This is a genomic window from Klebsiella pneumoniae (assembly GCF_000742135.1).
GTDB lineage: Bacteria > Pseudomonadota > Gammaproteobacteria > Enterobacterales > Enterobacteriaceae > Klebsiella > Klebsiella pneumoniae.
In genome coordinates this window covers 3,495,114-3,514,004 of record NZ_KN046818.1, presented here as the reverse complement: position 1 = coordinate 3,514,004, position 18,891 = coordinate 3,495,114, and the positions used below count along the sequence as shown (strand labels likewise).

Sequence of the window (18,891 nt, the reverse complement as noted above, 5' to 3'; positions counted from 1 at the left end):
AATTAACTGTCTAGTGAGGATTTTATGCCAACTATTTCAAGAAAAGAATATGCCAGCCTGTTTGGCCCGACGGTCGGAGATAAAATCCGCCTGGGTGAGACCGACCTTTATATCGAAATTGAGAAAGACCTCCGCGGCTATGGTGACGAATCGGTCTATGGTGGCGGTAAATCACTGCGTGATGGAATGGGATCGAATAATACCTTAACGCGCGATAACGGCGTTCTGGACCTGGTGATTACCAACGTCACGATTCTCGATGCCAAACTGGGCGTCATTAAGGCCGACGTCGGTATTAAAGATGGCCTGATTGTTGGCATTGGTAAAAGCGGTAACCCGGCCATTATGGATGGCGTGACGCAGAATATGATTGTCGGGCTCAGCACTGACGCCATTTCCGGGGAACACTTGATCCTGACCGCGGCCGGCATCGACAGCCATATCCATCTTATTTCACCGCAGCAGGCATACAGCGCCCTATCGAATGGCGTGGCTACTTTCTTTGGCGGTGGGATCGGCCCGACGGACGGTACCAACGGAACAACCGTCACCCCAGGCCCCTGGAATATTCGCAAGATGCTGCGCGCAGTGGAAGGGCTACCGGTCAACGTCGGACTGTTGGGTAAGGGTAACGCGTTTGGGCGTGCTCCGCTGGTTGAACAGATTATTGCCGGGGTGGCGGGCCTGAAAGTGCATGAAGACTGGGGAGCCACGCCAAACGCGTTACGTCATTCCCTGCGTATTGCTGACGAAATGGATATTCAGGTATCGGTGCATACCGATAGCCTTAACGAAGCGGGTTACGTCGAAAACACTATCGAGGCGTTTGAAGGCCGTACTATTCATACCTTGCATACCGAGGGGGCCGGCGGTGGGCACGCACCGGATATCATCAAGGTGGCCAGCCAGTTAAACGTGCTGCCCAGCTCCACTAACCCTACCCTTCCATTCGGCATCAACACCCAGGCTGAACTGTTCGACATGATCATGGTGTGTCACAACCTGAACCCAAACGTGGCTGCGGACGTCTCCTTCGCTGAAAGCCGCGTCCGTCCGGAAACTATCGCGGCGGAAAACGTGCTGCATGACATGGGCGTAATCTCGATGTTTTCGAGCGACTCTCAGGCGATGGGACGCGTCGGAGAAAACTGGCTGCGCGTTGTGCAGACAGCCCATGCCATGAAAGTCGCCCGCGGGAAACTGCCAGAAGACAGCGACGGCAACGATAACTTCCGGGTATTGCGCTACGTTGCCAAGCTGACCATCAATCCGGCTATTGCGCATGGCGTAAGCCATATCATCGGCTCAGTTGAAGTGGGCAAGATGGCCGATCTGGTTTTATGGGACCCGCGTTCTTTCGGTGCGAAGCCGAAGATGGTGATCAAGGGCGGCATGATCAACTGGGCCCTGATGGGCGATCCAAACGCATCGCTGCCGACCCCGCAGCCGGTATTCTATCGCCCGATGTTTGGTGCCATGGGGAAAACCCTGCAAGACACCTGCGCGACTTTCGTGTCTCAAGCCGCGCTGGATGATGGTGTCAAAGAGAAAGCCGGCCTTGAGCGTCAGGTTATCGCTATCAACAATTGCCGCTCAGTAACCAAGCGTGATTTGGTACGTAACTCCGCCACGCCGCATATCGAAGTTGATCCGGAAACTTTCGCCGTGAAAGTGGATGGTGAACATGCCACCTGCAACCCCGTCACAACAGCGGTAATGAACCAAAAATATTTCTTTGGCTAAGCGCCATATCCGTGCGTTCTGATGTGAGGCAAATAAACATGATACTGATTGAGACGATTATCGGAAATGTAAAAAACGACCCGTCGTGGCAGGAAAAGACCCGCGGATATCAACACGATGTGCTGTCCCTGGAACAATGGGAAGCTCAAAAAAGCCGTTGCCGTAAGCAAAGCGAGCAGGGTTTTGATATCGGTATCGCTCTGGATCGTCGCATGCGGTTAACCGACGGGGATATTTTGTTATGTGATGACGACAAAAAATACCTGTTAACCGTACATATCACTCTGCGGGAAGTGCTGGTTATCCAGCTCGCCTCCCTGGCCACGGCAGAGTTCGAAGGCGCAATTAAACGCGTGTTTGAACTCGGACACGCCCTGGGAAATCAACACTGGAAGTCGGTGATCAAAGGCACTCAGGTATATGTCCCTTTATCAGTCGAAAAGAAAATGATGAATTCCGTGTTGAAAACGCATGGTTACGCGCAATCTGAATATCACTTTGTCGCGGGTGAAACGGTATTACCACACCTGACACCGTCCGAGTCCCGCCTGCTGTTTGGCGGTGCGGAAGACCCGCATGTCCATGTCAGCGTGCTCAGCGGCGATCCACAGCACGGCCACGCCCACGATCGATCTCACCACGCACATCATGGGAATGCGCATGAGCATAAACATTGATGAATCACATCAGCTCCTGCGTCTGATCAGAGTATTGCAGTTCGGCGACTCGGTTCTGCCAGTGGGAGCATTTACTTTTTCATGCGGTGTGGAATCCGCTATTCAGGTGGGATTGGTCCACGATGTCGTGAGCTTAAAAGCGTTTGTTGAAACCTCGCTGGTCCAGGCAGCGCAATGCGATGCGATTGGCCTGGCCCATGCTCACCGGGCATTACTTGATGGCAACTTAGATCAGCTTCTGGCCGTTGATCGCGAAATTATGAATCGCAAACTCAATGAAGAGTCGCGGTTAATGACGCAGCGGATGGGTAAGAAACTGGTTGAGATGACCCGTCAGGTGTTCGAAGCCGACCTGCTGACGTGGTGGCTGGATAACATTAAAACCGGACAGACAGCAGGCACATTTCCGGTAAGCCAGGCGCTGGTCATGGGGTTACAAGGGATCAGCGCTCAGGAAACCATTGCTATGCATCAGTATGGCGTTGCCATGACTATCCTGAGCGCCGCCCAGCGGCTGATGAGGATAACGCACTTTGACAGCCAGCAGATTCTGTATGCCGTAAATAAAAACATACCTGAATTTTGCCGGCAGGCCGTGAATGCCGATATCAGCGAAATGGCGTCGTACACGCCGCTTATCGATATTCTGGCCGCCGTACACGTTGATGCGCATGTGCGTTTATTTATGAATTAAAAATAAGGACTGGAGAATGAAAAAAATTACTCGCCTGGGTATCGGCGGCCCGGTTGGTTCAGGTAAAACAGCCATCATTGAAGTCATCACCCCTAAATTAATCGAGCGTGGTTATAAGCCGTTAATCATTACCAATGATGTGGTCACAACCGAAGATGCCAAACAGGTAAAACGCACCCTGAAAGGCATTCTTGATGAAGAGCGGATTATGGGCGTTGAAACCGGAGCCTGTCCCCATACCGCAGTACGCGAAGATCCAAGTATGAATATCGCTGCGGTTGAGGAAATGGAAGATAAGTACCCGGACAGCGACCTCATTATGATTGAGAGCGGTGGCGATAATTTAACGCTGACCTTTAGTCCGGCGCTGGCTGATTTTTATATTTACGTTATCGATGTGGCCGAAGGGGAAAAAATCCCCCGGAAAAATGGGCCCGGCCTGGTGCAGGCGGATATTTTGATTATTAATAAAATCGACCTCGCCCCTTACGTTGGAGCGAGCCTTGCAGTCATGGAGGATGATACCAAAATTGTGCGCGGCAACCGTCCTTATATATTAACGAACTGTAAAACTGGCGAAGGCATCGATGCCCTGGTGGACATGATCGAAAAAGATTTCCTGTTTACGCACGCAAAATAGGAGCCATCATGCAGACCAAACACAAGGCGTCGCCGGCGTTCGATACTCTTTCTCTGGGCGCGTTGGCGCCCGAACTGGCAAAGTATCAACAAGAGCCACCGCAAATGGCCAGCGGCGCCGTCGGCAAACATGGCTATTTGCGGCTACGTTTTGCCGATCGTGGCGCCAAAAGCACCCTCCATGAAATGGAAAGAAAGGTGCCATTGCTGGTTCAAAAAGCCCTCTACTGGGATGAGGAAATGCCATTCCTGCCCTGCGTACCCATGATCTCCACCTCAGGATGCGTTTTGCAGGGGGATCGCTTAACGGTGGAGATTGAGGTTGATGCGGGCGCCTGCGCCCATATTACCACGCAGTCAGCGACTAAAATCCATTCGATGGATAATAATTTTGCCGCGCAAACGCAACATATACGCGTCGGTAAGCAGGCTTATCTTGAATTTATGCCGGATCAGGTCATTCCGCATCGTCATTCGCGATTTATCAGCGATACCCTTATTGAATGCGACAGCACCGCCACCGTGCTTTATTCGGAAATCCTGATGCCAGGGCGTAAGCATCATCACCAGGATGAGCGTTTTGGTTTTGATGTTTATTCCTCGCGGATCAGTGCCAAAAATGAAGCCGGTGACGTTTTGTTCACTGAAAAACTGGTACTTACCCCTAAAGAAAAGCCGCTGGATGTCGTCGGCGTAATGGGAACATTCGATATTTACGGCAACGTAATTGTGTTGACCCCTTCAACCTGCCAGGACGAAATTTTATCCCGTTCACGCTCTTTTTATAGCGAGGAGCTGTGTCATGGCGTAAGCCGTTTACCCAATGGGGCTGGGCTTATTTATAAGGTACTGGCAAACGACAGCACCCGTATAAAAAAAGCTATCCGGGATTTCTGGCAAACCGTGCGGCAAGTCGCCACCGGTTATTCATTGCCGGCGCCCTTTCTCTGGAAAGTCTGACCCTTACATCAGCGTGTTGCCTTTAGGAAAAGGGCCTTAACGGCCCTCTTCCGTCAGACAAGCTCAGAATGAAAAATAATTAGCAGGAGACGCCACATCATGAATACCTCATCAGCTATAGCGAGTAAATGGACTCATTTCACTGAAATAAACCCTGCCGTCAGGTTTATCGACGTGACGCTGCGGGGATGTGCTCAGGTCATGTTTCAGAATAATCCACTGACCGGGTTAATCTTCTTTATTGCCATATTTATTGCCGCTTACGGCGAAGGCAATCCCGCAGCGGCCTATGGCTGTGTGCTGGGTACGGTGGTTGCGACATTTACCGGTATGTTCGTTAACGATCGCACCTCATGGCTGGCCGGACTATACGGATACAATGGTTGTCTGGTTGGGGTGGCGCTGCCGACCTTTTTATCCGTCACGCCGCAGCTTTGGGGCTGCATTATTACAGGCAGCATCGTGTCTGTTATCGCCACCGTCAGTATTGCCGACATACTGAAAACCTGGAAAGTAGCGGCATTAACGGCTCCCTTTGTGCTGACGACGTGGGTTGTGTTGCTGGCAAGTTATGCGTTTTCAGGCCTGGATGCCTCCGGGTTATCCGTACCTGAACTCCCCCACCCGTTAGTTAGTGCTCCGGCGGGGGGGCTGTTCAACGGCCACATATTTGCCACAGTATTGCACGGTGTTTCTGAGGTGTATTTATTCAGCAGCGTGGCCGCGGGGGGACTATTTGTTGTGGGTCTGGCGGTGGCGTCACGTTGGGCGGCGATATTTGCCATCGGCGGTTCGCTGCTCGCGGTATTAACTGCCTCACTGCTTGGAGCGAATACCACCAGCACCGACAGCGGGTTATATGCATTTAGCGCGGTGCTCACGGCCATTGCGCTTGGCTCAAGTTTCAATAAACCCAGCTGGCGAGTTTTGGGTTACACCTTTATCGGCGTGATATTTACCGTTTTCGTGCAGGGAGCCATGAACACATTGCTGGCGCCGGTAGGCATCCCAACGCTGACCATGCCCTTTGTTCTCGCTTCCTGGCTCTTTCTGGTGCCGAATAAAGACATTATGCCGGCCCATCGTCAGGGTCACTAGGTAGATGTGACCGGCGCCCATTATCGATATTGCTGAAAAAGCAGAGTTGCATACCAGGCGTCAGGGCATTTTTTATTGACTATGCATTGTTACAAGGAAGCCGCATGCCTCACCTACTAAAAGTAATGTCATATACTTTTGCGCTTATCGCCAGCACGTTACCGTTTTATGCGCAGGCTGAAACGGACTCAACCTCAGGTCACTCACTTACATTGGCTATTGGTGAAGAGCCCAGTGAAGGCTTTGATCCTTTACTGGGCTGGAGCCATGGAAGCACGTTGCTGTTGCATAGCGCGCTGTTAAAACAAAATGTCGATATGGACTGGGAGAATTTTCTTACTGAACACGTCGAGCACAGTGCCGACGGAAAGATCTGGACCATTACGCTCCTGCCGGATTTGAAATTCTCAGATGGCTCGCCCTTAACGGCCCAGGATGTGGCCTTTACCTATAACCAGGCCGCGCAGGGTGGCGGCAAAATCGATATGGGGAATTTTTCCGCCGCCAGGGTTCTGGACGACCGTCGGGTCGAGATTGCCCTGTCCGCACCGCAAAGCACGTTTGTCAGCGTATTAGGATCGCTGGGGATTGTGCCTCAACATCAATATGATGCAAAAACCTATGCGCAAAATCCGGTCGGCGCAGGGCCGTATCGGCTGGTGAGCTTTCAGCCCGGGCAGCAGCTTATCGTTGAGGCTAATCCTTATTATTCAGGCCACCGAAACGACTTCGATAAACTGATCTTTGTCTTTCTGGATGAAGACAGCGCCTACGCTGCGGCGCAAAGTGGTCAGTTAGGATTAGTCAGAGTCGCACCATCCGTTTCGGTTACGCCGCAACAGGGCTTAACACTATGGGTACGCCCAAGCGTGGAAAACCGGGGTATCGCTTTCCCCACCATACCTGCCGGTCAAAAAGATGCTAACGGATACCCGATCGGTAATGACGTTACTGCGGATGTCGCTATCCGGCGGGCCATCAACTACGCCATCGATCGTCACCTTCTGGCAAACCAGCTTATGGAAGGTCACGCAGTACCTGCTTATAGCGCGGTGCAGGGCTTACCCTGGGACAATCCCCAGGCCGCCTTCAAAGATGGTGATCTCGCCACAGCGAAACACATTCTCGATGATGCCGGCTGGGAGGTCGGACAGGATGGCATTCGTGTTAAAAACGGTAAAAAGGCACAGTTAACGCTGTGGTATGCCAGCGGAGACAGCACCCGTCGCGATTTGGCTCAGGCCGTCAGCGCGATGGTGAACCCCCTCGGTATCGCGATGGAGCTCAAATCCGGCAGTTGGGAAACCGTCGAGCGGCATATGCATGCCAATCCCACGCTGTTCGGCTGGGGGAGTCTAGATCCGATGGAGCTTTACCATCATTACAGCAGCAAGGCGGCGGGCGTTGAGTATTACAATCCGGGTTATTACAGCAATAACGCCGTGGACCAGCATCTCCAGCAGGCGCTCAACGCGCCAACGTGGCAACAAGCGGTTCCCGTCTGGCAGCAGGTTGAATGGGATGGAGAGTCTGGCGCGGGCGTGCGGGGCGATGCCGCCTGGGCCTGGCTGCTAAATTTACAACATACCTACCTTGCCAGTCCGTGTATTGATTTAGGTAATGCTGCTCCTGAAATTCATGGCAGCTGGTCAGTGCTTAACAATGTTCAGGACTGGAAATGGACGTGCCAGTAAAACATTTTTTAATGACCAGGCTAAATCTAACCCGATCTTACGGGCCAGGTCCTGTTTTGATTGCTGTCTTCAGGCTCGCCATTCTGCTGATACTGGTATCGGCCGGAACCTTTACATTGCTGAGTTTTTCACCGGTTGATCCCATTCGTGCCTATATCGGCAATGATTTGCTGCATGTTCCCCCCCAACAGTACCCCCTCATTGCCGCACGCTGGGGACTGGACCAACCGCTGTGGCTACGCTTCTGGCATTGGTTTTCGCAAGTCATCCAGGGCGATCTCGGATATTCAATGATTTATAACGCCCCGGTTGCCCAGGTTATTGGCGAACGCTTTGCCCTCTCATTTATCCTGTTAGCCAGCGCCTGGCTGCTGTCAGGGTTGTTAGGGATCATGCTGGGATTGACTGCCGGACGTTATCTCCACCGCTGGCCGGATCGCTTAATCTGCCGCATCAGCTACCTGTTGTCCTCACTACCGACGTTTTGGGTGGGCTTATTACTGCTGGCGATATTTGCCGTTCACTGGCAATGGTTTCCGGTTTGCTGTGCCTGGGCACCGGGTCAGAACGCCGACAATGCCAGCCTGGGGGAGCGCCTTCACCATGTCATCTTGCCGATGGTTGCGTTAAGCCTGACCGGCATTGGACAAATTGCACTGCACACTCGGGAAAAAGTGGCCGAAACGATGCGCAGTGACTTTGTACACTACGCGCGAGCCCAGGGCGAGAAAGGCTGGGGGCTATTACGGGTACAGGTACTCCGCCATGCATTAACCCCCGCGCTTTGCCTGCAGTTTGCCTCAGTTGGCGAACTCCTCGGAGGCTCGCTTCTGGCAGAAAAAGTGTTTGCCTACCCCGGACTGGGGCAAGCCACCATTGATGCTGGCCTGCGCGGCGATATTCCGTTGCTGATGGGCATCGTGCTGTTCAGTACCGTGCTGGTATTTTGCGGAAATAGCTTCGCTGCGATGTTACTGGCCAGAACAAATCATATTCTGGAGCCGAAATGATGCAGAATAATCCCGCTCCGGCATTACTGCGTTTTATTTTTTCATCCTTACTGCTCGGCATGATGGCTGCCTATGGCGTTTCATTGTTGTCAGTGGATGTACCGATAGATCTGCAGGCACGCTATCTTCCGCCCGGTGCCAGCCACTGGTTTGGCACCGATAATATGGGGCGCGATCTGTGGTTACGTTGCTTTCAGGGGGCATTGACCAGTTTGCAAATTGGTGTCGGTGCCGCAATCTGCAGCGGTGTTATTGCGATGCTGATCGCCAGTCTGACGCTTATCCATCCCGTGATGGATCAGGCGCTACGATTGATCATTGATACCCTGCTCTCATTACCCCATCTGCTGCTGCTTATCCTGATCTGCTTTACGGTAGGAGGAGGAATGCGGGGCGTGGTTTTAGCCGTCGCGTTCACCCACTGGCCCAAACTGGCGCTGATCCTGCGAGCAGAAGCCCAGCAGATTCGGACCAGCGACTACATGACGCTGGCTCAGCGTATTGGAAATACTCGCTGGTACTGCTGGCGGGCGCATTATCTGCCCGCGCTTTCATCACAGTGGCTTGTGGGAACATTACTGATGTTCCCACATGCTGTCTTACACAGCGCAGCATTAAGTTTTCTTGGTTTCGGACTGGCGCCTCATGATCCTTCCCTGGGGATTTTATTAGCCGATGCGCTGCGTTTCTTTAGCAACGGTAGCTGGTGGCTGGCGCTGTATCCCGGCCTGATGCTGCTGTTAATTGTTTTACTGTTTGATCTCTGCGTGCGCGCCATTCGCGATCTGTGGTTAAGGAATCCATCATGCTGAATTTCAGTAGCATCTACGTCGACCATGTACATTACACCTGGTTTGGACGCCAACAGTTATCGCCTCTCCTTAGCAATATTAATCTGTCAGTCAAACGCGGCGAAATAACGGCTCTGGTAGGGGGAAGCGGGGAAGGAAAAAGCCTCCTGCTGCAAACGGCTCTGGCACTCTTACCCGATAACTTACGGATGCGTGGGGAAATCAGACTGGAGGGCAAAGCGATCGATTCCCGCCATTGCGCAACGCTTCGGGGTAACACACTTTGCTATATTCCGCAGGGCGTCGGTTCGCTCAACCCCCTTCTGACCGTAGGCACTCAGCTGAAGCGAAGCCTGCACCTCAGTGGTCGCCATACCTGCGCACTGGCGCTAGAACAGCAAATCAAACATTATCATCTTCAGCACGATATTCTGCTGAAATATCCCCGCCAGCTGTCAGGCGGCATGGCAAAACGCATTCTGGCATGTAATGCCGCATTAGGAGGAGCCCGGTATATTCTGGCGGATGAAATTACGGCATGGCTTGATGAACCGCTGGCTTTCCAGCTCCTACATCAGTTACGCGATCTGGCGGCTCAGGGGGCCGGGGTGCTATGGGTAACCCATGATTTGTCGCTGGCGGCACGTTTCGCCGATCGCATTGTGGCCCTCAGTCACGGACAGATCAGTGATGATATGGTCGTTAACGAACTCAAAGACGGCGGTGGAAGCGCAGCATTGCGACGTCAGTGGTTGGCCCTGCCAGAACACCAACGCTTATTTTCCGATGAGGAAATGCCTGTCCAGGCCGGGGGCGTGTAATGTTTTCTGTTTCAGAGCTCACCATTGAGCAAGATAATCGCCCGCTGTGGCAAAATTTCTCTTTTGAATTGCCGGCGGGTGAGCGGTTGGGAATTTCGGCACCGAGCGGCTATGGTAAAACCATGCTGGGACGCGTGCTTGCGGGCTGGCAGTCCTGCCGCCAGGGGCGGATCACCCTTGACGGCCTTCCTTTGCCAAAACGTGGTTATTGTCCGGTTCAGTTAGTGCCTCAGCACCCTGAACGCACATTTAACCCTTTTCGCACCACGGGAAATGCCTTACGCGATGCGTGGCAGCCGGATGATGAACAACTGGCGCGTTTTCACGTTAACCCCGAGTGGTTGAGGCGAAAACCTGCTCAGCTGTCCGGGGGGGAACTGGCCCGTATTGCGCTGCTGCGGTCGCTCGATCCCCGTACTCGCGTACTGATTGCCGATGAGATCACCGCCCAGCTCGATCCTTCTGTGCAACGGGATATCTGGCAGCAGCTAATCCATGAATCCCGTCGGCGCGGGTTAAGCATCATTATATTTAGTCATCAGACAGCGCTTCTGGAGCAAATAAGCTCACGCATGATGATAGCCTCGCGTTAAGCACAGCGACTTAGCGGATAGTTGCGGGTATGATCTGCAGGGACGAGTCGCTTAACGCGGATGCGAAAGCGAAAGCGAAAGCGAAAGCGAAATCGATGAAGTATTTAATTAGTCACAAAAAACAGAGCCACGTTATAACGCGGCTCTGCTACTCCTAACATTATTGCGGAATAAGGGATTGTGGCATTCCCCTGGGATTAATAGATTTCCTTTTTCAGATTATCCCATTCAGCACGAACTTTATCTTTGAAAGACATTTTCTTGTCCTTCTGGCAAGCCTGAACGATTGTCGGGGTGACTTTTTCAATCCCAGAAACGTTGAGAACCGCATCCTCCGGTTTGTCTTTAGAATTCAGCGCTTCCGCAACCCCCACTGCCGTAGGCTGAAAATCTTCATTTACCGCCAGAAAATCTTCACAGGTCCAGGAATTAACCGGCTTCTTGTGGTCAGCTGCATGGGCGGCAGAGGTTAAAAACAGTGCGCCGATGGCACCAAAAACCAATGATTTAACTTTCATTTATTCATCTCCATCACGTTATTTAATTTACAAGACCGTACGTTGACAACCTGAGCCCTCCATCATTTACTGGCAAAGACAGGCGATAGCCAGTTGCACAATAAATGGTATGAAATAGCAGACAGGTTATGATAAGCATGCAGCCGACAAACTAGCTGATTTTATGAAGGTCAAAATCAGCACAGCGTAATAATAGTGTTATTCACCATTAAATGGAGCCGTATCTATTGGCACAGGCTGCAAGTAATAATAATATTTTTCCATCTTAATGGCACCATACGAATGGAATAATGGAAATGGCCATACACATAAGCATACTATTTATTTCCTTATTTTTTGTGAATCAGATAAATTTTCAGCTAGCTAACTTTGGTAGCCAGAATAAATTTATGCGATTTACGATAGAGTTAAGCTATTCCTCTGTCTTTACCAATTCTTGTGCGGGATTCCCCACAATATTATCTTCGGCGGGTTTCGTAGCAGAAACCGTTTCCTGGGCAGGAACCGACTCACTGACACCGGATGATCCCATGACGTCGTTCTCCTCTGCCTGTTGCCCCTCTTCCCGGGGAGCGCCTTCACTCACTGCCTGCGAACCAGTGGCGGGAGTCAGTTCGTTATTTTGGGTTGAACCCCGTTGAGAGTTTTGTAAATTTTCCGCTTCGCCTGCCCGTGCCTCACTCTCCCTGTTTTCCATCTTTTGACTTCTCAGCGCATCCGACGGCATGGCTTCCTCTGCCGGCGCGTCCTCCGTTATTTTTTCTATTTCCACGCCGGAGCTACCCTCGTCAATCTTTATAATCTCGACAGACTCAGTGGTTGGTGCCGTATTTATGACTGCAGCGGGTGTCTCCGAAAGTGTTTCAGCCGCTGGCTTTTCAACCCCATGATCGGCACCCAGCCGAACCGGTGGCACAATATGCGGCGCGGCAGCAGGGTCACCGCCTGCCACCATCAGTATTTCGAAGGGACTCTGTTTACCACGCTCATTCAATACGCTGAGCAATCTGGTGGCCTCTGGATCACCCTGCCCGGCGGCTTTATCCGCCCAGTGACGCGCCTTTTGCAGATCGCGATCGCCCCCCAGTCCTTCGCTGTACATGACCGCTAAATTATACTGGGCAAGCACATGCCCCTCATTGGCTGCGCGTTCAAACCATTGCCGGGCTTTTACATCATTCTTCTCCAGCGGTTCACCCTTGCTGTACATCACGCCAAGCGTATATTTGTCTTCCACCGAACCATCTTGCCCGGCAAGCTCAAACCAGAAAGTCGCACGAACCGGATCCTTGGCGGTGCCAATTCCCTGGCTGTAGATCATGCCCAGATTATAACGGGCGCCGATATGGCCATGCTCTGCCGCTTTTTCAAACCAGGTCAGCGCTTTTTTATTATCGCGCGCCACACCATCCCCATTGCCGTACATCACGCCGAGGTTATATTCCGCATCGGCATAATTTTGTTTACCGGCCTGCTCAAACCACGATCGCGCTTTTTTATAATCACGGGTGACACCACTGCCTTCAGCATAAAGAATGCCAAGTTGGGTTTGGGCACAGGCATCCCCACTCTTTGCCTGGGAAAGCATCGCTTTAATGTCATCATTATTTGGCGTAGCCCAGGCGTGCGGGCTGATAGCACCCAGTGCCAGAAAACAGATAACACTTTTCATTTTATTCATATCGATCTCTCTTGCTGCGCTGCTGCCTGACGCCAGGACATAACGCATTTTCATTAACGACAATCGCCATTCAATTGAATTACCGGCATTTGTGCCGTTGGCTTAAGGCCGTTAAGATTAAAATTCACCCGACACTGCTTATCGACGCCTTTACCCCACACCACGGGCAATTCCCCTTTCACCGGCAGACCAGCCATATACACCTGACCGTTATCCCCCACGATGCTGGTCGCATCATCACGCCCCTTGCTATTCAACAGCGAAACCGTCGCACTAAGGGCACAATACCCATCCCGCCCACGCGCGTCAGGGTCATTAGTAGCAGGTAACCGATACGGGTAGCGAAATCGGCTTTCACCACTGCACCTTTCGTCGGATAAACTTCAACGTTGGTTTTCGGCAGGTCCACATTATCCGGCAGGGGGCTGGGATCGAGGCCGATGTTGTTGCTGGTATAATCGGAAAGATAAGGCGCAACGGCAAAACCCTGCCAATCGGTTACGCCATTGCCGCTGGTAAGACGGACGCCGCTTGCGTCCGGTGCACTGACCAGCGCCCTTGAGCTTCCAAGCGTTCGCGACAGCGTCAGGCCTTCAGAGTGCGCAATTGCCCCTCCGGTAATATTCATGTTCATTGAACGCGTATCATGGGAGTAGCCATAGCCCGCGTTAATGCTGCCTTTGCTTCCCTGCCAGCCCATATTAAGGTTGCTGTTACCAGGCTGATTTTGGTTACCCCAGTTCTGTATCAAATAAAGATTACAATTAAATTTCTGCGCAGCCTACCGTGGCTGACAATGCCTATCTTAGAGATTAAGTTAAATTAATAAATGAGAGCTGGATTATTTCATCGAGAGTAGCTTCCTACGCCTGTAGGATAATTCCCCCAAGAAGATCTCAAGTTCAATAAATTTGTATTGACAACCTTTCGGCAACTAATAATTTACGCTCCAGGTCTTTATAACGTTTCTTTGTTGATTCAGCAACAATATTCATCCTCCTTTCTGTCGATGCCCTTTTTCGATTTAATGCATTAATGTTCCTGACATTAGACCAACAGGAAAAATACTACCTCTGTAGGAAATACCTTACATAGCAATCATAGCAATCTTAAAAAAAATATTCGTGCTTGCATTTTGGGGAAGAGGTCTCTATTTTTACAAAAACATTTGGTTCATAATAAAGTTCTGTCATTACGTCAACACAGAGATCGGAATGACTGAACAACATCAGGGAGGGTTAGCATGATTAATATCTATTTTCAGGATCTACCGCCTTAAAATTTTGACTTATATCACAATAACTGGTTCTGAATTTATTCAACACAATGAGATAACAAAGTTTTTGGTAACTAACGTAACCACTCATAAGCTTGCATATGCTGAATAAATGTTCGCAGAGAAATTCCCATGAGATAAGTAAGGCTATTGGTTTTGCGCTTGTCTCGCACTGTTTGTTTGTGTGCGTTGAGATTCGTGATTAGCTATTTTGGGATTGTTACGTTTGGTTAATGAGCGTGTTTTTTACTCTACGTCCCAGGGAGTTAACGCCTGTATATTAGCCAAAAGAGTTAGTTACCCAGGGTCAGGCTAATCATTTAAAACAATAATTCAGGTGGTACCACGATACCCCATTGCTTCACTCACCCTATAAAAGGATTATGCAATGAACAGCAGTAACCACAATATGAGTGCAGTCATTATTGACGATCATCCATTTGCACGTTTAGCACTAAAAACCGTCCTGGAAAACCAAAATATAGTGGTAACGGGTGAAGCAGCAGATGATTTTCATGCTATCCAGCTGGTTGATCGGTTGCAACCCGACATCGTTATCGTGGATGTCATGCTAATTGGATCGAGTGGCATCGATGTGGTAACAAAACTTCGCCAAAAGCACTACGCTGGTAGCATTGTCATGGTGTCCGGGAAAAACCAAATTTTCTATCGTAAATGCAGTGTCGATGCGGGAGCTAATGCCTTTATTAGCAAAAAAGAGTCAATGGATAACTTCGTTGCTGCTATTCAGGCTGTGCAGCGTGGATATTATTACTTCCCTCTCCCATCATATAACCCCACGCCTGCTGAAAATAAGATACTTTCATTGTCAGAACAAGAAATTAAAATAATGCGGTATATTCTTAGTGGCGCACCAAATCAAAATATTGCGGCAGAGATGAATATCAACCCAAAAACTGTCAGCACTTATAAAAGAAGGCTTATGGGGAAGCTCAACTGTAAAACGCTTAAAGATTTATTCGTCTTTTCAAACAATAACAATATCGGTTGAAAAAATGATATCTCGAATGATTATTGTGCTGGCTATGATATTGCTAACAGGCCAAACAGTAGCCGCTACGACTGAACCAATTACGCTGACGCTAAGCAGCAAAAAGCACAATTTTATCTCTAAGCTTCCTCTAAGCCAGGAGGATCTCGCATGGCTTGCTGATAAACGTACCATGACGATTGCGGTCTATGGTGAAGAAAATCCGCCCATCGCCATGAATAGTAACAATGGCTGTTATCGAGGGATTAATGCAGATTATTTGCAGCTGCTGAAAGATGCTTTGCACGTAAATCTTGTACTTCACTATTATGATGATGAACCTCAGGCGCTTAGTGCCTTGAATAACGAAGAGGCAGATCTGGTACTGACCTCAAACAATACCTCTCATCAGGCCACCACACCGTTCATTATCAGCCAGCTATTATTCCAGGCCTATCCGACATTAGTAACCCTGAATTCGAACGGAATGATGCCATTTTACCAGCTTGATAAAACTGTGAATGTGGCAGTGAGTCAACACTATCCATCAGATACCTTCATTAAATCGATATTCAGACACGCCAACATTGTCTCCTATTCCAGCAATTATCAAGCACTGGCTTCTGTTGCCAAAAGTGAAAACGACTACTTCATTGGCGACAATATCGCCAGCAACTTTCTCATCGCTCGCGATTTCTATCAAAAGCTAGACATTGTTAAATACTGGCGTTCACCGTTAACGGGTAGCTATTTTATCGCACGAGAAAATCAGTCCAGGCTCGTCGAGATAATCAATAAATTCATTTCCGCCTTAGATGCATCGACACATATCCGGATCTCCCATACCTGGGTGGATGACGGTAACCTCACTTTTTTAACTAAACCACTATCTTTAACGCCGAAAGAAAAGCGTTGGATAGAAAAAAATCCGGTCCTCAGAACTCTGGTCAATCCTTATTATGCCCCTTTCACCGTACTGGATGAAAACCGGGAAATTCGTGGGTTAGTAGGAGATATTCTCAATCTTGTTCAATTGCAGACCGGGCTGCACTTTCAACCCGTTATCGCAAAATCCAACAGCGATATGGCAGAGATTATGCGTAAAGGAGACTGGGATATGGTGCCTACAGTAACCTATAGCCCGGAACGTGAAGATGAAATGGCCTTCACGCAGCCATTTTTTTCCACACCTTATGTAGTGGTGAGCCGCACTGAAAATAAGCAAAAAGATATTTTCCAAGCCGGTTCAACAGTCGCTATACCTGCTTATTATTCCTTACGGGATAAGCTGATTCAGAAGTATCCCGACGTCCATTGGATCATCGTTGAGAATACCAGTACCGCTCTGAGTAGTCTCAATCTTGGCAAAGTGGATAGCGTGGTGACCACCCAACTGGCAGCTCGATATATCATCGATCATTACTATCCCGAAACAATGAGCTATCAGCGGATCCCCAATCAGCCTTCTGCGCAAATTGCTTTTGCTGTACCTCGTGATAAACCCGAGCTACAAAGTATTCTAAACAAGGCGCTGGCCGAAATCCCCCCCAAAGAAACGCTAAGTCTGGCGGGCAAGTGGATTAAAATGCCTGAGGTAAAAATCGATACCTGGGATCTCTATAGCCGTCCTTTTTATATTTTGACGGTTAGTGCGGTACTGCTCATTTTGAGTAGTTTACTCTGGGGTGGTTATTTGCTACGCGCCATTCGGCGGGAAAAGGCCTCGCAGGCAGCGCTGGAATACCAGCTGAGTTTACGTCAGACCTTATCGAATTCGATACCGGTCCCGGTCTATATTACGACGCCGGAAGGAGAAATTGAAAGTTACAACCGTGCCTTCAACGCGTTTTTTACGCCGCAACAAAGAGAGGCTATACATTATTCCCTTTTTGATCGCCGAAGCCCGCTTGTGCATATCTTTCCGGTTATTCAGCAGGAAATGCAGCAAGGATTGGCACCGGATACGGTGGCATCACATCAATTTACACTCAACAACGGTGCCGAAGACCGTACTATTCTGCACTGGATGACATTGTGCCCGCTGCCAGTACCATTACCACCTGTACTGATTTGTGGCTGGCAGGACATAACTGAATCCCGCAAACTCATGGAGGCGCTTCAGGTCGAAAAAGATAAAGCCATTGAGGCTAGCCGGGCAAAAAGTAGATTTTTGGCCAGAATGAGCCATGAAATACGTACCCCGGTCAGCGCTATTATGGGTTTTCTGGAATTACTGGCAACGGGGCCGCAAAGCGAACGAGAAGCGCAGGAATCACTTCAGTTGGCTTATGCTACAGCGCAATCGTTGATTGGACTGATCGGCGATGTGCTGGATATGGAAAAAATAGAATCTGGTAATTTTGAGCTGACTCCAGAATGGGTTGACATCGAGGCATTAACCCAAGCAACGATGGCCAATTTTGCTGGCCTTGCTCGCCAAAAAAACCTGCAGTTAACGGTAAGTTATCAGTTGAATGCCGGAGGCATATTGTGGCTGGATCCGCAGGCCATTAAGCAAGTGCTCGCCAATTTCTTAAGCAACGCGATCAAATTTACGGTGAGCGGTGGCGTAGAGATTAAGGTGGAAACACAACCTCGTGAAAATGATGCGGCTCAGCTGATGCTAAGCGTCAAAGACAGTGGCGTAGGGATCAGCGAAGAGGAACAGCAGCTACTGTTCAAACCTTTCAGTCAGGCCAGCTGTGGTAAGAAGCAAATGGGCTCTGGTCTCGGGTTAACCATCTGTAAGGAGCTGATGGATCGCATGCATGGCACCATTTCGGTGGCCAGCCACCCTGGCACGGGCACAACAATGAGCATATATGTTCAGACTCAAGTATCCGATCGCGCCCCTGCAGATTTAAATAATCAGGAAATGGCCCTTCCTGTATCATCTGGGCTACGGGTCATCATTGCTGACGATAACCCTACCAACCGGTTATTACTGCGCCGTCAGTTAGATATTCTCGGTTATTATGTAGATGATGTCGAAGATGGCGAACAGGCATTCAGTTTGATCAAACGACGACAGTACGATCTGCTGATAACGGATCTCAATATGCCCGGAATGGATGGACTTACACTAGCCCAGCAGGTAAGGAAGATTAATCCCGCCCTGGTCATTTGGGGCTTAACGGCTAATGCGCAGCCTGACGAAAAAGCACGTTGTTTGGCCAGCGGTATGGATTTGTGCCTGATTAAACCCGTTAATTTGCCGCAACTTGCTGCAGCTTTTAACAGCATAACGCAGCGTCTGGAAAATCCAACTCAGAATGAAATATCGGCGTCATTAAACACACCATTGGATACTACAGTATGTAATGAACTGATTGATATGCAGGCACTACGGGCTAACGCAATGGATGATACGGCATTCATGCTTGAATTAATTAATCAGGCATACCATGAGAATATCAAAGATCTGGCGGCGCTTAAAAAAGCGATGTTCAGCCATGATCGAGATATCGTTCGATATCATCTACATCGAATTAATGGTACGGCACAGTTAATCGGCGCAACGTCGTTACATGTGCTTGCAGATAAATTAGAAAATGCACTGGCATCAGAGCAACCGCTTTCCCTTTTCGGGGAGGATATGCAGCTGCTTGAACAACAATTGATTGCATTAGAGAAAGCAATGGACAATTTTCTTAAAAGGGAAGGGCTTACCTCAAGGGAATAAAGCAAGCTGGTAGCAGTATGAAT

17 protein-coding genes are annotated in these 18,891 nt (G+C 49.8%); 13 read left to right on the top strand and 4 right to left on the bottom strand.

The window, feature by feature from the left end; translation table 11 throughout:
- Positions 1 to 24 precede the first annotated feature (24 nt).
- From DR88_RS09045 to DR88_RS09095, 11 genes are all read left to right on the top strand, one after another.
- Positions 25 to 1,743: an urease subunit alpha gene (locus DR88_RS09045; RefSeq protein ID WP_004149714.1), complete on the top strand. Its 1,719-nt coding sequence runs from the start codon at positions 25 to 27 to the stop codon at positions 1,741 to 1,743.
- Positions 1,744 to 1,781: 38 nt separating this feature from the next.
- The gene (locus tag DR88_RS09050; RefSeq protein WP_004900479.1) at positions 1,782 to 2,420 is read left to right on the top strand and encodes an urease accessory protein UreE; all 639 of its coding nucleotides are present in this window, start codon (positions 1,782 to 1,784) and stop codon (positions 2,418 to 2,420) included.
- Positions 2,404 to 3,114, top strand: a complete 711-nt coding sequence (locus DR88_RS09055; protein ID WP_004889850.1) for an urease accessory protein UreF — start codon at positions 2,404 to 2,406, stop codon at positions 3,112 to 3,114. Before DR88_RS09050 ends, DR88_RS09055 begins: the two co-directional genes overlap by 17 nt.
- Positions 3,115 to 3,130: 16 nt before the next feature.
- Entirely contained in the window at positions 3,131 to 3,754 is a 624-nt protein-coding gene (gene ureG / locus DR88_RS09060; protein WP_004149717.1) for an urease accessory protein UreG, read from the top strand.
- Positions 3,755 to 3,762: 8 nt separating this feature from the next.
- A complete protein-coding gene (locus tag DR88_RS09065) occupies positions 3,763 to 4,713 on the top strand; it encodes an urease accessory protein UreD (protein ID WP_004149718.1) in 951 nt (316 codons plus the stop codon).
- A gap of 99 nt (positions 4,714 to 4,812) precedes the next feature.
- A complete protein-coding gene (yut, locus tag DR88_RS09070) occupies positions 4,813 to 5,811 on the top strand; it encodes an urea transporter (RefSeq protein ID WP_004149719.1) in 999 nt (332 codons plus the stop codon).
- Between the two features lie 104 nt (positions 5,812 to 5,915).
- Positions 5,916 to 7,505 carry an ABC transporter substrate-binding protein gene (locus tag DR88_RS09075; RefSeq protein ID WP_050511148.1) on the top strand — a complete coding sequence of 530 codons (1,590 nt, stop codon included), beginning with the start codon at positions 5,916 to 5,918 and terminating at the stop codon, positions 7,503 to 7,505.
- Between the two features lie 11 nt (positions 7,506 to 7,516).
- Complete coding sequence (locus DR88_RS09080; protein ID WP_045145301.1) at positions 7,517 to 8,515, top strand: ABC transporter permease; 999 nt, start codon at positions 7,517 to 7,519, stop codon at positions 8,513 to 8,515.
- Positions 8,515 to 9,327: an ABC transporter permease gene (locus DR88_RS09085; RefSeq protein ID WP_004889844.1), complete on the top strand. Its 813-nt coding sequence runs from the start codon at positions 8,515 to 8,517 to the stop codon at positions 9,325 to 9,327. The genes DR88_RS09080 and DR88_RS09085 overlap by 1 nt, the downstream gene beginning before the upstream one ends.
- Complete coding sequence (locus DR88_RS09090; RefSeq protein ID WP_004889841.1) at positions 9,321 to 10,127, top strand: ATP-binding cassette domain-containing protein; 807 nt, start codon at positions 9,321 to 9,323, stop codon at positions 10,125 to 10,127. Before DR88_RS09085 ends, DR88_RS09090 begins: the two co-directional genes overlap by 7 nt.
- A complete protein-coding gene (locus tag DR88_RS09095; protein WP_004889839.1) occupies positions 10,127 to 10,720 on the top strand; it encodes an ATP-binding cassette domain-containing protein in 594 nt (197 codons plus the stop codon). The genes DR88_RS09090 and DR88_RS09095 overlap by 1 nt, the downstream gene beginning before the upstream one ends.
- Positions 10,721 to 10,917: 197 nt before the next feature.
- On the opposite strand, the gene hdeA is transcribed toward DR88_RS09095, so the two are convergent.
- From hdeA to DR88_RS09110, 4 genes are all read right to left on the bottom strand, one after another.
- Positions 10,918 to 11,238, bottom strand: coding sequence for an acid-activated periplasmic chaperone HdeA (hdeA, locus tag DR88_RS09100; RefSeq protein WP_004149724.1), 321 nt, complete (start codon positions 11,236 to 11,238; stop codon positions 10,918 to 10,920).
- Between the two features lie 412 nt (positions 11,239 to 11,650).
- Positions 11,651 to 12,973 carry a tetratricopeptide repeat protein gene (locus DR88_RS09105; protein WP_004149726.1) on the bottom strand — a complete coding sequence of 441 codons (1,323 nt, stop codon included), beginning with the start codon at positions 12,971 to 12,973 and terminating at the stop codon, positions 11,651 to 11,653.
- Positions 12,973 to 13,176 (bottom strand): FimD/PapC C-terminal domain-containing protein, encoded by a 204-nt coding sequence (locus DR88_RS0126340; RefSeq protein ID WP_004900490.1) that lies wholly within the window; start codon positions 13,174 to 13,176, stop codon positions 12,973 to 12,975. The genes DR88_RS09105 and DR88_RS0126340 overlap by 1 nt, the downstream gene beginning before the upstream one ends.
- Complete coding sequence (locus tag DR88_RS09110; protein WP_207146184.1) at positions 13,173 to 13,670, bottom strand: fimbria/pilus outer membrane usher protein; 498 nt, start codon at positions 13,668 to 13,670, stop codon at positions 13,173 to 13,175. The genes DR88_RS0126340 and DR88_RS09110 overlap by 4 nt, the downstream gene beginning before the upstream one ends.
- Positions 13,671 to 14,604: 934 nt before the next feature.
- On the opposite strand from DR88_RS09110, the gene DR88_RS09115 reads away from it, so the two are divergent.
- Both DR88_RS09115 and DR88_RS09120 read left to right on the top strand, forming a co-directional pair.
- Entirely contained in the window at positions 14,605 to 15,207 is a 603-nt protein-coding gene (locus DR88_RS09115) for a response regulator (RefSeq protein WP_025861928.1), read from the top strand.
- A 16-nt stretch (positions 15,208 to 15,223) separates the two neighbouring features.
- Positions 15,224 to 18,868: a transporter substrate-binding domain-containing protein gene (locus DR88_RS09120; RefSeq protein ID WP_032443953.1), complete on the top strand. Its 3,645-nt coding sequence runs from the start codon at positions 15,224 to 15,226 to the stop codon at positions 18,866 to 18,868.
- The last annotated feature ends 23 nt before the right edge of the window (positions 18,869 to 18,891 follow it).